The organism is Bradyrhizobium sp. ORS 375, assembly GCF_000239775.1.
GTDB lineage: Bacteria > Pseudomonadota > Alphaproteobacteria > Rhizobiales > Xanthobacteraceae > Bradyrhizobium.
In genome coordinates, this window is the sequence record NZ_CAFI01000049.1 from 42,391 (window position 1) to 56,760 (window position 14,370).

Annotated in this window: 13 protein-coding genes, 2 tRNA genes and 1 pseudogene; 5 read left to right on the forward strand and 11 right to left on the reverse strand. The window is 63.8% G+C overall.

What is annotated here, in order from left to right; genetic code table 11:
- Positions 1-6 precede the first annotated feature (6 nt).
- Genes BRAO375_RS04425 through BRAO375_RS04445 form a run of 5 tightly spaced genes read right to left on the reverse strand, consistent with a single transcriptional unit; the run spans position 7 to position 3,737 of the window.
- A complete protein-coding gene (locus tag BRAO375_RS04425) occupies positions 7-966 on the reverse strand; it encodes an FkbM family methyltransferase (RefSeq protein WP_009026254.1) in 960 nt (319 codons plus the stop codon).
- Positions 966-2,162 carry an NADH-quinone oxidoreductase subunit D gene (locus BRAO375_RS04430; protein WP_009026255.1) on the reverse strand — a complete coding sequence of 399 codons (1,197 nt, stop codon included), beginning with the start codon at positions 2,160-2,162 and terminating at the stop codon, positions 966-968. Before BRAO375_RS04430 ends, BRAO375_RS04425 begins: the two co-directional genes overlap by 1 nt.
- A gap of 14 nt (positions 2,163-2,176) precedes the next feature.
- Positions 2,177-2,782: an NADH-quinone oxidoreductase subunit C gene (locus tag BRAO375_RS04435; protein ID WP_009026256.1), complete on the reverse strand. Its 606-nt coding sequence runs from the start codon at positions 2,780-2,782 to the stop codon at positions 2,177-2,179.
- A gap of 11 nt (positions 2,783-2,793) precedes the next feature.
- Complete coding sequence (locus BRAO375_RS04440) at positions 2,794-3,375, reverse strand: NuoB/complex I 20 kDa subunit family protein (protein WP_006611012.1); 582 nt, start codon at positions 3,373-3,375, stop codon at positions 2,794-2,796.
- A complete protein-coding gene (locus tag BRAO375_RS04445; RefSeq protein ID WP_008964559.1) occupies positions 3,372-3,737 on the reverse strand; it encodes an NADH-quinone oxidoreductase subunit A in 366 nt (121 codons plus the stop codon). Before BRAO375_RS04445 ends, BRAO375_RS04440 begins: the two co-directional genes overlap by 4 nt.
- Positions 3,738-4,355: 618 nt before the next feature.
- Here BRAO375_RS04445 and BRAO375_RS04450 point away from each other — a divergent pair.
- The gene (locus BRAO375_RS04450; RefSeq protein WP_009026257.1) at positions 4,356-4,556 is read left to right on the forward strand and encodes a hypothetical protein; all 201 of its coding nucleotides are present in this window, start codon (positions 4,356-4,358) and stop codon (positions 4,554-4,556) included.
- A gap of 185 nt (positions 4,557-4,741) precedes the next feature.
- On the opposite strand, the gene BRAO375_RS04455 is transcribed toward BRAO375_RS04450, so the two are convergent.
- A tRNA-Asp gene (locus tag BRAO375_RS04455) sits at positions 4,742-4,818 on the reverse strand.
- 599 nt (positions 4,819-5,417) lie between these two features.
- Between BRAO375_RS04455 and pepT the strand changes: the two genes are divergently transcribed.
- Positions 5,418-6,674, forward strand: a complete 1,257-nt coding sequence (pepT, locus tag BRAO375_RS04460) for a peptidase T (RefSeq protein ID WP_009026260.1) — start codon at positions 5,418-5,420, stop codon at positions 6,672-6,674.
- A gap of 21 nt (positions 6,675-6,695) precedes the next feature.
- Here the strand turns inward: pepT and BRAO375_RS04465 are convergent, their stop codons facing one another.
- Positions 6,696-7,553, reverse strand: a complete 858-nt coding sequence (locus tag BRAO375_RS04465) for a class I SAM-dependent methyltransferase (protein ID WP_009026261.1) — start codon at positions 7,551-7,553, stop codon at positions 6,696-6,698.
- Between the two features lie 273 nt (positions 7,554-7,826).
- Between BRAO375_RS04465 and BRAO375_RS04470 the strand changes: the two genes are divergently transcribed.
- Both BRAO375_RS04470 and BRAO375_RS04475 read left to right on the forward strand, forming a co-directional pair.
- Entirely contained in the window at positions 7,827-8,045 is a 219-nt protein-coding gene (locus BRAO375_RS04470; RefSeq protein WP_244423115.1) for a hypothetical protein, read from the forward strand.
- 96 nt (positions 8,046-8,141) lie between these two features.
- Positions 8,142-8,969: a metallophosphoesterase family protein gene (locus BRAO375_RS04475; protein ID WP_009026263.1), complete on the forward strand. Its 828-nt coding sequence runs from the start codon at positions 8,142-8,144 to the stop codon at positions 8,967-8,969.
- Here the strand turns inward: BRAO375_RS04475 and BRAO375_RS04480 are convergent.
- Positions 8,908-9,393, reverse strand: coding sequence for a Crp/Fnr family transcriptional regulator (locus tag BRAO375_RS04480; RefSeq protein WP_009026264.1), 486 nt, complete (start codon positions 9,391-9,393; stop codon positions 8,908-8,910). The genes BRAO375_RS04475 and BRAO375_RS04480 overlap by 62 nt on opposite strands.
- Positions 9,394-9,605: 212 nt before the next feature.
- Here BRAO375_RS04480 and BRAO375_RS04485 point away from each other — a divergent pair, with 212 nt between their 5' ends.
- Positions 9,606-9,806: a hypothetical protein gene (locus BRAO375_RS04485; RefSeq protein ID WP_009026265.1), complete on the forward strand. Its 201-nt coding sequence runs from the start codon at positions 9,606-9,608 to the stop codon at positions 9,804-9,806.
- Positions 9,807-9,836: 30 nt separating this feature from the next.
- Here BRAO375_RS04485 and BRAO375_RS04490 read toward each other — a convergent pair.
- From BRAO375_RS04490 to clpX, 3 genes and pseudogenes are all read right to left on the reverse strand, one after another.
- Positions 9,837-9,913, reverse strand: a tRNA-Val gene (locus BRAO375_RS04490).
- Between the two features lie 226 nt (positions 9,914-10,139).
- Positions 10,140-12,561: pseudogene (lon, locus tag BRAO375_RS04495) on the reverse strand (endopeptidase La).
- 328 nt (positions 12,562-12,889) lie between these two features.
- Entirely contained in the window at positions 12,890-14,164 is a 1,275-nt protein-coding gene (gene clpX, locus BRAO375_RS04500; RefSeq protein ID WP_009026267.1) for an ATP-dependent Clp protease ATP-binding subunit ClpX, read from the reverse strand.
- Between the last annotated feature and the right edge of the window lie 206 nt (positions 14,165-14,370).

Below are 14,370 nucleotides of genomic sequence, written 5' to 3' on the forward strand. Positions count from 1 at the left end.
AGTCTTTCATTGCATGCGGCGCGCGGCACTTGCATTGAGCGCTGCGACGCGATTCTGCCAGAAGGCACTTGCAGTTCCGAACACGTTATAGCCGACGTGCGCGGACACCTTGATGCGGTCGAGGATCGACAATTCGGTCACGGTCTCGAACCGGCCGCTCGCGGGGTCGTAGACCATCAGTTGCATCGGCGTATGATCGAGGATGTAGCGCGAGACCGTATGATTACGGTCCTGCCCGTGCTCCTCGCACAGGATCATGCTGTCGGTCTCCAGCAGCCGCGCCCCGCCCTTGATCGCCTCGATCTCGACGCCCTCGACGTCGAGCTTGATCAGATACTTGCCGGAGGCTGTGACCTTGCCCTCGTCGATGAGATCGTCGAGCGCCATCACCGGGACCGGCTCGCCACCAGCATCACCACCGGCGATGCTGAAGGCCTCGTGCTTGGTGCCGGTCAGGTGAGCGACGCCCCGCCGCTCGCCGATGGCGCATTTCATCACCTCGAAGCGGCCGCCATTGATCATGGAATTGTTGGCGAGCTTGGCGAAGTTCGCCGACGACGGCTCGATCGCGATCGCCTTATGCGATCCATAGGGCGCGCTCGACACCAGCACCGACCAGTAGCCGTAATTGGCGCCGCCATCGATGAAGGTGTAGTCGACGTCGACAGCTCCGAGAAACAGCAGCTCGAGCTCGTCCTCGTAGTGGTAGGAACGGTTGAGCAGCTTGCTCCAATAGCCGTCGCCGTAAGGAAACTCGAACACCGCATCCTGGTTGAGCTTCACCGCGAGATTGCGCTCCGGCAGCGCGAGGCGCAAGAGATTGGCGCAGCGGTTGTAGCCGCGATGCGAAAAGTGCGAGGAGATCTTCGAGCCGGTAGACAGCGCCAATGCAGCCGTGCGCTCCCAGAGGTTCGCTCCTTCGAGCGCTCCGGACGCACGATCGAACTGGATCGGCGCATGGCCCATCAGCGATCCACCTCTCCGAACACGATGTCGAGCGAGCCGAGGATGGCCGAGACGTCGGCGAGCAGATGGCCGCGGCAGAGGAAGTCCATCGCCTGCAGGTGGGCGAAGCCCGGCGCGCGGATCTTGCACTTGTACGGCTTGTTGGTGCCGTCGGCGACCAGGTAGACGCCGAACTCGCCCTTCGGCGCCTCGACGGCCGCATAGATCTCGCCGGCCGGCACGTGGACGCCCTCGGTGTAGAGCTTGAAATGGTGGATCAGCGCTTCCATCGAGCGCTTCATCTCACCGCGGCGCGGCGGCGCGATCTTGTTGTCGGTGATCAGCACCGGGCCCTGCCCGTCCGGCGCACGCAGCTTGGCGATGCACTGCTTCATAATGCGGACGGACTGACGCATCTCCTCCATGCGGATCAGATAGCGATCGTAGCAGTCGCCGTTCTTGCCGATCGGAATGTCGAAGTCCATCTCGGCATAGACGTCGTAAGGCTGCGACTTGCGCAGGTCCCAGGCGGCGCCGGAGCCGCGTACCATCACGCCGGAGAAGCCCCACTCCCAGGCTTGCTTCAGGGTCACCACGCCGATGTCGACGTTGCGCTGCTTGAAGATGCGGTTGCCGGTCAGCAGTTGGTCGAGATCGTCCACGACCTTGAGGAACGGGTCGCAGAACGCGTCGATATCGTCGATCAGCTTGGTCGGCAGATCCTGGTGGACGCCGCCGATGCGGAAGTAGTTGGCGTGCATGCGCGAGCCGGAGGCGCGCTCATAGAACACCATCAGCTTCTCGCGCTCTTCGAAGCCCCACAGCGGCGGGGTCAGCGCGCCGACGTCCATCGCCTGCGTCGTGACGTTCAAAAGATGCGACAGCAGACGGCCGATCTCGGAGTACAGCACGCGGATCAGCTGGCCGCGGCGCGGCACCTCGATGCCGAGCAGCCGCTCGGCGGCGAGGCAGAACGCATGCTCCTGGTTCATCGGCGCGACGTAGTCGAGCCGATCGAAGTACGGCATCGCCTGCAGATAGGTCTTGGTCTCGATCAGCTTCTCGGTGCCGCGGTGGAGCAGGCCGATATGCGGGTCGACACGCTCGACGACCTCGCCGTCCAGCTCAAGGACGAGACGAAGGACGCCATGCGCCGCCGGATGCTGCGGACCGAAGTTGATCGTGAAATTGCGAAGTGCGGGGCTCTGCTCGTTCATGCCTGCGCTCCCACTCACTTGGTCGCTTTCTCATCGCCAGGCAGCGGATAGTCCGCGCCTTCCCAGGGCGAGAGAAAATCGAACTTGCGGAATTCCTGGTTGAGCCGGACCGGCTCGTAGATCACCCGCTTCTCTTGGTCATCGTAGCGGACCTCGACGAAGCCCGTGGTCGGGAAGTCCTTGCGCAGCGGATGGCCGTCGAAGCCGTAGTCGGTCAGCAGCCGGCGCATGTCGGGATGGCCGACGAAGATCACGCCGTATAGGTCATAGGCCTCGCGCTCAAACCAGTCGGCGCCCGGAAAGACGTCGATGATCGAGGGCACCTGCGTCATCTCGTCGGCTTCGGCCTTGAGCCGGATGCGGGTATTCAGCGTCGGCGACAGGAAGTGGTAGACGACCTCGAAGCGCTTGGCGCGCTCGGGGTAGTCGACTGCCGTGATGTCGGTGAAGTTGATGAAGCGGCAGGCCGGATCATCGCGCAGATACTTCACGACCTCGACGATCCGGGCCGGATCGACGTTGACCGTGAGCTGGTTGAAAGCGACCGAATGGCCGAGCGCCGCGCCCGGAAGCGCGCTCACGATCGTCTGCCCAAGGGCGTCGAGCCTGCCGTCGTCCATGACCAAAACCTTCAGCGTTCGATGGTGCCGGTGCGACGGATCTTCTTCTGCAAGAGCAGAACACCGTACAGCAGCGCTTCCGCGGTCGGCGGACAGCCGGGCACATAGATATCAATGGGAACGATGCGATCGCAGCCGCGGACCACCGAATAGGAATAGTGGTAGTAGCCGCCGCCATTGGCGCAGGAGCCCATCGAGATGACGTAGCGCGGCTCCGGCATCTGGTCGTAGACCTTGCGCAGCGCCGGCGCCATCTTGTTGGTCAGGGTGCCCGCGACGATCATCACGTCGGACTGGCGCGGCGAGGCACGCGGCGCGAAGCCGAAGCGCTCGACGTCGTAGCGCGGCATCGAGACCTGCATCATCTCGACGGCGCAGCAGGCCAGGCCGAACGTCATCCACATCAAGGAGCCGGTGCGGGCCCAGGTGATGAGATCGTCAGCGGTGGCGACGAAGAATCCCTTGTCCGACAGTTCGTGCTTGACCTCGAGGAAATACGGGTCGTTGGCACCAACAGGCCTGCCGGTCGCGGGATCGAGAATGCCCTTCGGGGCCGGTGCGATCACCGGACCGGAGGACGGGGTCGGGCTCAATCCCATTCAAGCGCGCCTTTCTTCCATTCGTAGGCAAACCCGACCGTCAGCACGGCCAGGAACACCAGCATCGACCAGAAGCCGGCCGCGCCGAGCTTGCCGAATGCGACTGCCCAGGGGAACAGGAAGGCGACTTCGAGGTCGAAGATGATGAAAAGGATGGCAACCAGGTAGAAGCGGACATCGAACTTCATGCGGGCGTCGTCGAACGCGTTGAAGCCGCATTCGTACGCGGAGAGCTTCTCGGGATCAGGCTGCTGGTAGGCGACCAGGAACGGCGCGATCAGCAGCACCACCCCGATGATGGCTGCGACACCTATGAAGACGACGAGGGGGAGATAGTTCTGAAGGATGCCGGTCATCGGCGCCACTTTCCTCTGCGGTTTCGGTGCAAACCGCAGACTCGCTGCATTGGAATTGGTCGAAGCCTTAGCGCAGCGCACCAAGCCGCGCAAGACAAGCCCGTCTCACCGCCGCCATCCCTCCCCACATTGCGGAAACCCGGACACACAGGGCATGACGGCGATCGCGGCAGCGGCGCGCCATGCGCATCCGGGGCCCGCAGCAATACGGTGTCGCACCTGACGTCGAGGAATGCTGACAGGGTCAGCAATCACGAGCACGCACGGCGTTGTGCGCAGGCCAGAACTCGTCGGAGACGGAATGCGAAACTCTGCGCGAGCCGCGATCTGTTGCGAACAGCCAATGGCCCGATGCGCTTCCGTTATCGAGCCAGATGGAGACGAGCGGCCGTCGAATCAAGTCGCCGGAGGCGCAGAGCTGCGGCGCATAAACGGCCGGATCGCGGTCAGTGGACCGGCCGGCGCAGCCCAGCTGAGCTGGCCCGTGTACCGTCGATTGCCGAAGCCGATCCTGCAACCGATGAAACCATTTTGAGGAAACGAAGAAACCGGATCGAAACAAAGCGGCGGTACACATCCCGGCAACAAAGTGGCGCTCTGAGACGCCGGGAGGCTGACATGAACCACTCGATCCATTCCGCTGACCGCTCGACCCATCTGAAGATTGTCGTCGTGGCCCTGATTGCAGGCATCGCCGTGACCGCCTTCGGGATCGCGGCCCGCACCAGCGTCAACTACAGCCAGACCGCCTCGCATGCGGTGGTCAAGGCCGGCAAGCCGGTCGCCGTGACGAGCGCGAGCGAGCCGATGGTTCGCTGATCCCTGCGCAGTTCCGCAGCTTGCGTCTGTTTGAGGCCGCCGCTTCGGCGGCCTTTGCTTTTGGGGATCAGGATGGCGGCCAGGACCGTAGAACCCAGCGTGCTCGACAGGCGATAGGATCCATCGCAGCCGATGGGCGCTGGCAATTCGGAAGCAAAACGATCTTGGGGGATGGGCCATCGAAATGGCGCGAGAGACGGGGCTCGAACCCGCGACCTCCGGCGTGACAGGCCGGCGCTCTAACCAACTGAGCTACTCCCGCGTGATCGCGAAATCCGCGGAGGAGTGCGACTTAAAGGGGGGAAGTTTCGAAGTCAAGGCCAATGAACTCCAACTTGTGAGAAGTCTTGATGGCCGGGCAATGCAGCATGGCTGCGAGGGTCGTCCCTCCCAGCATCCGCCCGAATCCTGCAGCCGGCGTCGCTCAGGCCGTCAAAAGAGGATGGGCGCGGTCAGCTTCGTGGAGGACGGCAGAAACGAACGCTCCTGAGCCCGTTGACCGCGACTCAACAGCGGACGGAAAAGGCACAGGTGCGCGCGTCCGATCGCCAAAGCGCGGCGTTACGGTCCACCAGGCTAGCCCCGCCGCAGACCAAGAGAGATGGTTCGGAACGGGTGAGCGAATCGGGCAACACCTGCGCAACAAGAATGGGTCCGAGTCCCTCGAGGCAGGTCGTCGGCCAGACGCTGCCCTGATATATCCCAACGGCAATCCTCGGGGACAAGCTCGCGCGTCGGGTGAGCACCGGCAGACACGGGGGCCAGCGAACCAAGCCCATCGGTGGCATGAAGTATACCAATTGATATACTAGTATACGCGTTAGGTATTATAATCCTCCCCCCTCTCCTCTCGTGGTGCCCATGTCCGACCTGTTTCAGAGCTATACGCACTCCGTCACCGAGCGCTTTCTCCGCTATGTCGTGATCGACACGCAGTCGGATCCCACCTCCCCGACCTGCCCCTCCACGCTGAAGCAGAAGAATCTCGGCCGCCTGCTCGCCGCCGAGCTGCAGGCCATGGGCCTGTCGGACGCGCATATGGACGAGCACGGCTATGTCTATGCAACGATCCCGGCCACCACCGACAAGACCGTTCCGGTGATCTGCTTCTGCTCGCACATGGACACCTCACCCGACTGCTCCGGCGCGGACGTGAAGCCGCAGATCGTACGCAGCTATCAGGGCGGCGACATCGTGCTGCCGGGTGACCCCAGCCAGGTGATCCGCCCCCCCGATCATCCGGCGCTGGCCGCCCAGATCGGCCAGGATATCGTCACCTCCGATGGCACCACCCTGCTCGGCGCCGACAACAAGGCCGGCATCGCCGAGATCATGGACGCGGCGCAGTTCCTGCTGAGCAACCCTGACATCAAGCACGGCGCGATCAAGATCCTCTTCACCCCGGACGAGGAGATCGGGCGCGGCGTCGACCGGGTCGACCTGACGAAGCTCGGCGCGGAGTTCGGCTACACGATGGACGGCGAGACCGCGGGAAATATCGAGGACGAGACCTTCTCGGCGGATGGCGCGACGGTCATCATCAACGGCGTCAGCGCCCATCCCGGCTTCGCCAAAGGCAAGATGGAGCACGCCGTCAAGATCGCGTCCGCCATCGTCGAGCGCCTGCCCAAGGACACCTGCTCGCCGGAGACCACCGAGGGCAAGGAGGGCTTCCTGCATCCGGTCGGGATCTCCGGCACGCTCGAGCAGGCCCGGGTCGACTTCATCGTGCGCGATTTCAGCGAGCAGGGCCTGCGGCAGAAGGAGGCGCTGCTCGAGGACATCATCAAGGACGTGCTGCGGGACTATCCGCGCTCCAGCTACCAGATGCAGGTCAAGGCGCAGTATCGCAACATGAAGGAGGTGATCGACCTGCATCCGCAGATCGTCACCTATGCCGAGGATGCGATACGCCGCGCCGGTCTCACGCCCGTGCGCACCTCGATCCGCGGCGGCACCGACGGCTCACGACTGTCCTTCATGGGGCTGCCCTGCCCCAACATCTTCGCCGGCGAGCACGCCTTCCACTCGCGGCTGGAATGGGTCAGCGTCCGCGACATGGAGAAGGCGGTGCAGACCATCGTGCATCTCGCGATGATCTGGGAGGAGCACGCCTGACGCCGGATGCGGCGCGGGCCCTCAGGCGCGCGCCGTGACCAGCCAGATCGATCCGGACAGCGTAACGTTGCCGCCGTTCTGGTATTGAGCCAGCAGCTCGCGGACCGACTGCCGCGCGGCCTCGCGGGTCTCGTCCGGATGTCCCTCCAGCGCAAGGCTGGCGGGACCGATCTCGAAGGCGGACTGCACGGCCGCATCCAGCCCCTGCCCGCGTGCAATGTCGAGCGACAGCGCATGCGCCTGCATCGCGACATCGGTGAAGCCGGCCTCGGTGAGAATGCGTGTCACCCGTGCCTCGGAGGCGAAGGCGAACGGACCGGGATCCTCAGGCGCCATCTCCGGCAGCTTCGGAACATGGCGATACACCGCCTGCAGCGGCGCAATCATCCAGGGATTCGCCCTGGGCTCGCGCCAGCAGGCGAACACCAACCGGCCGTCCGGCTTCAGCGCCCGCCGCATGTTGGCAAAGGAGGTCACGGGATCGGCGAAGAACATCACGCCGAACCGTGAGACGAGCAGATCGAAGCTCGCCGGCGGAAACGGATGCACCGTCGCGTCAGCCAGCACGAACTCGATGGGAAGTTCGCCCGGCGCCACCTCACGCGCCCGCGCCAGCATCGGCGCCGAGATGTCGATGCCGAGCACGGCTCCATCAGGCGCCACCTGCCTGGCCAGCGCGATCGACAGGCCGCCGCAGCCGCAGCCGATGTCGAGGATGCGATCGCCCGGTTCGGCGGCGATGTGATCGATCAGGATCTGCGACACCGGCGCGAGCAGCACATCCTGCGCCTCCTGGCGATCCGACCAGCGCTGGCCACCGGGTCCGTTCCAATAGGCGATCTGGTCGGCGTTGCGGTCGTGGCCTGGGGGCAGCTGCATGATGTGCCTTGTCTGATGGATGTTCCCTGGCGGCATCGCCGCATGCGGCGGCCTTCTCTGTCAAGGCACGAGCCCGGGATGCATCCGCGCGCGCGAACGGGCATGACCGGCTTCGGGACAGCGGTCTGACCCGGCGTTGCAAGCCGCGGCAGCGTGTCCATATGACGCCAGGAACGAGCCCCGCGAACGGACATTGATTCAAACAGACGGCGCGCGCAGGACGACATTGTCGCTGTAGGGAGACAACGGATGGGTCGATGCGGTCCCTTGCTGGTGCTTCTGGCGGTGCTCTCCATGATGAGCAGCGCACAGGCGGCCGGCGGACAAAGCGGCAAACCGGTGCCGACCCGGCAGTATCCGCTGTTCTCCGATCCGCTCAACCAGCCGGTCACGCCGTCGCGCCCGATCACCCAGCCCGATAGTCCAGGCTATCCGTCTTACCAGATCAGGCCGACGCAGCCGCGCTACCCGACACGGCAGCAGCCGCGCTAGCAGCGGTGCCCGGCTGCAGGCGGCCTCCGTCGAGGGCCCGCGCGTCTTGATCGACTGCGCCGTCTCTGATTTGCATGGAACACCGTCGGGGTCTCCATGCGCTGTCTCATCGTTGCCGATCTTCACTACACGCTGCCGCAGCTCGACTGGCTGGTCGCCGCGGCCGACCAGTTCGAGCTCGTCGTCTTCGCCGGAGACGCCCTCGACCTCGCCTCGATCGTCGACATCCGCGCCCAGATCGTCGTCGTGAAGAAATATCTCGCGCTGCTGGCCGCCAAGACCCGCGTGATGATCTGCTCGGGCAATCACGACCTCGAGGAGCGCAACGCCGAGGGAGAGAAGGTCGCGGCCTGGATCGGCACGGTCCGCGAACTCGGCATCGCAGCCGACGGCGACGACATCCTGATCGGCGACACCCTGTTTTCGGTCTGCCCGTGGTGGGATGGTCCGCAGGTGAAGGCCATGATCGAACGCCAGCTCGACGCCGCGGCAGACCGGCATCCGGCGCGCTGGATCTGGGTACATCACGCCCCGCCGGCGAACTCGCCGGTGAGCTGGGGCGGCAAGCGCTTCTTCGGTGACACCGAGCTCGAAGGCTTCATCGCGCGGCATGGGCCGGCGATGGTGATCTCGGGCCATGTTCACCAGTCGCCCTTCATCAAGGACGGCTCATGGTTCGATCGCCTCGGTGAGACCTGGGTGTTCAACACCGGTCGGCAGCCGGGCCGCCCGCCGACCTACATGGTGCTCGACACCGACGAGCAGCGCGCGTTCTGGCTGGCGGCGGGGCAAGCCGAATGGATCGATCTCGCCGCTCCCCTGCAGCGCCCGGCGCAGCCGGTGACATCAGCGCCGGACTGGCTCAGAGCCGTGGATCGGATTCCAGATCCGTTCCTGGCGCGACCTGCTGCGGCGGCAGGTTGATCATGCTTTGCAGCACGTCGCCGACCATCGCGAGATGTGTGCCGTGGCCGGCATATTGCCGCTTGAGGTCGGCAAGATAGGTGTTGGCGACGTTGAGCCGCTGCGCCAGCATGCGGGCGATGGCGAGCGTGGCCTCGGGATTTTCGGCCAGGAAACGCGGCGCATCCAGGATCTCGTAGATCCGGCACTCTTCGAGCGCCCGCACGGTCGCCGTATGCGGCTGCTCCAGCAACAGCGACATCTCGCCGAACAGCGCGCCCGGCTCCGAGACGACAGCCACGGTGGCGCCAGCCTTGATCACCTCCAGCCGGCCTTCGAGCAGAATGTAGAGATGGCCGGTGCTGTGGCCCTCCTGAAGCAGGTCAGCGCCTGCGGCAATGGTGCGCTCGTGTCCGCCGGTGCAGTGGCGCAGGAAGTCGGTCATCGTGTCGTCCGCGATGTTCTACCTCGCGCGAAGCTAGCCGAAGAACCGCCGCTCACCACGGAAAATCGTTCTGACACTTTCGCAGCGGTCACCGAAAAGGATTCTAAACCCTGTCCAAAGGTGGACTGCCGGCGCGCCTACGCTTCGACGTCAGGGTGCGGTATACCCATGCCGCTATCTTGGGCAGAGGTTCAAACGGGGCAATGGGCGTAATGCAGCAATGGCTGGTGGATCTGATCGTCTCCTGGCTCCCCTTCATCATCCTGATTGGGACGTGGATCTGGCTCACTCGCCGAGGCTCGCTGACGAAGGTGGCCCAGCTGTACGAGCAGCAGATCGACGAGACGAAGCGTACGAACGTGCTTCTGGAAAGGATCGCCGTCAGCCTGGAAAAGCCGCGCCAGCGGCAATAGCGGCACACCGTGCTTCGGACAGGGAGCGTTTGGTAGGCGGTGAGAGATTCGAACTCCCGACCCTCTCGGTGTAAACGAGATGCTCTAACCAGCTGAGCTAACCGCCCGTCCGCAGTAAATGGCGGACCATCCGGTGCTCCGGACCGCCCGCGCGCTGCGCCTCTTTACCCCCTGCAAGATCTGCAATCAACGCCGGAACCATATGGCCGCAGCGAGAAACCGATGCAGTTGGATCGTCGGGCGCGCGCCTTGTAAGCCGGGTATCCTTCCCGCGCTGCCCATCAACGAAAACGGCGCCCTCTCGGGCGCCGTTTCCTTGGATTGGTTCAGAACTCAGTGGGCGGTCAGGCCGCCGGCGGCTTCGTCGCCATCGGCCTTCACGGGCACCTTGGTGTCCTCTTCCCAGACGATCGGCACCGGCTTGCGGACCAGGGCCCGGGCGACGACGTCGTCGAGGCGGGAGACCGGGATGATCTCCATGCCGCCCTTGATCGCATCGGAAATCTCCGTGAGATCCTTGGCGTTGTCCTCGGGGATCAGCACCGTCTTGATGCCGCCGCGGGCGGCAGCCAAGAGCTTCTCCTTCAGACCGCCGATCGGCAGCACGCGACCACGCAAGGTGATCTCGCCGGTCATTGCGACGTCGTGACGAACCGGGATGCCGGTCATCACCGAGATGATGGTCGTCGCCATGGCCACGCCGGCCGAGGGGCCGTCCTCGGGGTCGCCCCTCCGGCACGTGGACGTGGATGTCACGCCGGTCGAACAACGGCGGCTCGATGCCGTAGTTGATCGCCCTGGAGCGGACGAACGAGGCCGCCGCCGAGATCGACTCCTTCATGACGTCGCGCAGATTGCCCGTCACCGTCATCTTGCCCTTGCCGGGCATCATGACGCCTTCGATCGTCAGCAGCTCGCCGCCGACATCCGTCCAGGCCAGACCCGTCACGATGCCGACCTGGTCGTCGCTCTCGATCTCGCCGAAGCGATACTTCGGAACACCCAAGAATTCCTCGACGGTCTTCTCGGTGATCTTGACCGACTTCTTCTTGGACATCATGAGCTCCTTCACGGCCTTGCGGGCCAGTGTGGAAATCTCACGCTCCAGGTTACGCACGCCCGCCTCGCGGGTGTAGCGCCGGATCACGAGCAGCAACGCGTCGTCGTCGATCGACCACTCCTTCGAGTCCAGGCCGTGCTTGGAGATCGCGCTGGGGATCAGGTGCTTGCGGGCGATCTCGACCTTTTCGGTCTCGGTGTAGCCCGCGATGCGGATGATCTCCATGCGGTCCATCAGCGGCCCGGGAATATTGAGCGTATTCGCGGTCGTGATGAACATCACGTTCGACAGGTCGTAGTCGACCTCCAGGTAGTGATCGTTGAACGTCGTGTTCTGCTCGGGGTCCAGGACCTCCAGCAGCGCCGACGACGGGTCACCCCGGAAGTCCGAGCCCATCTTGTCGATCTCGTCCAGCAGGAACAGCGGGTTCGAGGTCTTGGCCTTGCGCATCGACTGGATGATCTTGCCGGGCATCGAGCCGATATAGGTCCGGCGATGACCGCGGATCTCCGCCTCGTCACGCACGCCGCCGAGCGACACGCGAACGAACTCGCGGCCGGTGGCCTTCGCGATCGACTTGCCGAGCGAGGTCTTGCCGACGCCGGGAGGTCCGACCAGGCACAGGATCGGGCCGGTCAGCTTGTTGGCGCGCGACTGCACCGCCAGATACTCGACGATGCGGTCCTTGACCTTCTCCAGACCATAGTGATCCGCATCCAGAACCGCCTGCGCGGCCTCCAGATCCTTCTTCACCTTGGACTTCTTGTTCCACGGAATCGACAGCAGCCAATCCAGGTAGTTGCGCACGACGGTCGCTTCCGCGGACATCGGCGACATCTGGCGCAGCTTCTTCAGCTCGTGCTGGGCCTTCTCGCGCGCTTCCTTGGAGAGCTTGGTCTTGTTGATGCGCTCTTCCAGATCGGCCAGCTCGTCGCGGCCGTCCTCGTCACCCAGCTCCTTCTGAATGGCCTTCATCTGCTCATTCAGGTAGTACTCGCGCTGGGTCTTCTCCATTTGCCGTTTGACACGAGAACGAATCCGCTTCTCGACCTGCAGCACCGAGATCTCGCTCTCCATCAGGCCCAGCACCTTCTCCAGGCGCGTGGTGACGGACAGCGTCTCCAGGATGCCCTGGCGATCGGCGATCTTGACGGCGAGATGCGAAGCGACAGTGTCGGCCAGCTTGCCGAAATCCGTGATCGACTGAACGACGCCGACGACCTCAGCCGAGATCTTCTTGTTCAGCTTCACATAGCTTTCGAAGTCCGACACGACGGAACGTCCGAGCGCTTCGGCTTCCACCGACTTCGCATCGGTATCCTCGAGCGCAACGGCGGTGGCCTCGTAATAGTCGGCCCGATCGGTGTATTTCTCGACGCGCGCGCGCTCCAGGCCCTCGACCAGCACCTTCACGGTGCCGTCAGGCAGCTTCAGGAGTTGCAGCACGCTGGCGAGCGTCCCGGTCTCGTAGATCGCATCCGGAGCTGGATCATCATCCGACGCGTTCTTCTGCGTCGCCAGCATCACCAGCGCGTCGTTCTTCATGACCTCTTCGAGCGCGCGGATGGATTTCTCGCGGCCGACGAACAGCGGAACGATGTTGTGCGGGAAGACGACGATGTCGCGGAGCGGCAGCACCGGATAGGCGTGGCTCTCGCCGTAGACGATGGTCGGCCGGGGTTTGGGGGTCGTCATGGCCTGTTCCTTTTGTTTAGCCCCCTTGCACGCAGTCCGCCATCGTGCGCAACCGCCACAAGGTGCGATCTGATCCGGACTTCGCTGACGCGTCGATATCGCCCGCTTATTTCGGATCGTTTGATGAGGCGAATCCCGGGATTGAGATTTGTATCGCCACGCGACATTAGGTGGCTATCGACCCGGGGGGTGTCAAGTATCGGTAAACGCCCGCCAAATACGGCTTTACGCGGCGAGATACTGAAACGCTGCGACGCCGCGGACGTACCGTCCGCAGCGGTCGCTGAACTGATAAATCGAGGTCGTCTATCGATCGTGCCAGCGCGGATCACGCGCTGGCGCTGCTTTCCACCGCGCGATCGGAGCGATCCGCGTAGATGTAGAGCGGACGGGCCGTGCCTTCGACCACCTCGCGCGAGATGACCACTTCCTCGACGCCTTCGAGACCCGGCAGATCGAACATCGTCTCGAGCAGGATGCTCTCGAGGATCGACCGCAGGCCGCGCGCGCCGGTCTTGCGCTCGATCGCCTTGCGCGACACCGCACCCAACGCCTCGTCGGCGAAGGTGAGCTCGATGTTCTCCATCTCGAACAGGCGCTGATACTGCTTCACCAGCGCATTCTTCGGCTCGGTCAGAATCTTCTTCAGCGAGTTCTCGTCGAGATCCTCCAGCGTCGCCACGACCGGCAGACGGCCGACGAACTCCGGGATCAGGCCGTACTTCAGGAGATCCTCAGGCTCGACGTGACGGAAGATCTCGCCGGTGCGGCGGTCTTCCGGCGCCAGCACCTGAGCGGCGAAGCCGATCGAGGTCGACCGGCCGCGCGCCGAGATGATCTTCTCAAGGCCCGAGAACGCGCCGCCGCAGATGAACAGGATGTTGGTGGTGTCGACCTGCAGGAACTCCTGCTGCGGATGCTTGCGGCCGCCCTGCGGCGGGACCGACGCAACCGTGCCTTCCATGATCTTGAGCAGCGCCTGCTGCACGCCCTCGCCCGAGACATCGCGGGTGATCGACGGATTGTCGGACTTGCGACTGATCTTGTCGATCTCGTCGATGTAGACAATGCCACGCTGCGCGCGCTCGACATTGTAGTCGGCGGCCTGCAGCAGCTTCAGGATGATGTTCTCGACGTCCTCACCGACATATCCGGCCTCGGTCAGGGTCGTCGCGTCGGCCATCGTGAACGGCACGTCCAAGATGCGGGCGAGCGTCTGCGCGAGCAGCGTCTTGCCCGAGCCGGTCGGACCGATCAGCAGGATGTTCGACTTCGCGAGCTCGACGTCGGAGTGCTTGGTCTGGTGGTTCAGCCGCTTGTAGTGGTTGTGAACGGCGACCGAGAGCACCTTCTTCGCATGGTTCTGACCGATGACGTAATCGTCGAGGACCTTGCAGATCTCCTTCGGCGTCGGAATGCCGTCGCGCGACTTGACCAGCGAGGACTTGTTCTCCTCGCGGATGATGTCCATGCAGAGTTCGACGCACTCGTCGCAGATAAAGACGGTTGGACCTGCGATCAGTTTGCGGACTTCGTGCTGGCTCTTGCCGCAGAACGAGCAATATAGCGTATTCTTCGAGTCGCTCGTGCCGACCTTACTCATTCCTGTCTCCGTCCGCGGTTCGCTCTTGTCCGCTCGTTCGCTCCGTCCCGGCGCGGGCCGGACCGAATTGATGAAAGAGCAAAATTCGTACCAAAATTAAGACCTTGTTCTTGACTCGCCGTGCACCCACGGCTCACGCGAATCCCCCACGATCCATAACTGGGCACTCTAGCCAATCATGCTGTCATCCGACTATCAAGAATTCG

Coding starts and splice junctions, on each gene's coding strand:
- BRAO375_RS04485 (WP_009026265.1), top strand. CDS start 9,606: ATGCAGCAATGGCTGGTGGATCTGATCGTCTCCTGGCTCCCCTTCATC.
- BRAO375_RS04430 (WP_009026255.1), bottom strand. CDS start 2,162: ATGAACGAGCAGAGCCCCGCACTTCGCAATTTCACGATCAACTTCGGT.
- BRAO375_RS04445 (WP_008964559.1), bottom strand. CDS start 3,737: ATGACCGGCATCCTTCAGAACTATCTCCCCCTCGTCGTCTTCATAGGT.
- clpX (WP_009026267.1), bottom strand. CDS start 14,164: ATGAGTAAGGTCGGCACGAGCGACTCGAAGAATACGCTATATTGCTCG.
- BRAO375_RS04450 (WP_009026257.1), top strand. CDS start 4,356: ATGAACCACTCGATCCATTCCGCTGACCGCTCGACCCATCTGAAGATT.
- BRAO375_RS04475 (WP_009026263.1), top strand. CDS start 8,142: ATGCGCTGTCTCATCGTTGCCGATCTTCACTACACGCTGCCGCAGCTC.
- BRAO375_RS04480 (WP_009026264.1), bottom strand. CDS start 9,393: ATGACCGACTTCCTGCGCCACTGCACCGGCGGACACGAGCGCACCATT.
- BRAO375_RS04465 (WP_009026261.1), bottom strand. CDS start 7,553: ATGCAGCTGCCCCCAGGCCACGACCGCAACGCCGACCAGATCGCCTAT.
- BRAO375_RS04425 (WP_009026254.1), bottom strand. CDS start 966: ATGGGCCATGCGCCGATCCAGTTCGATCGTGCGTCCGGAGCGCTCGAA.
- BRAO375_RS04435 (WP_009026256.1), bottom strand. CDS start 2,782: ATGGACGACGGCAGGCTCGACGCCCTTGGGCAGACGATCGTGAGCGCG.
- pepT (WP_009026260.1), top strand. CDS start 5,418: ATGTCCGACCTGTTTCAGAGCTATACGCACTCCGTCACCGAGCGCTTT.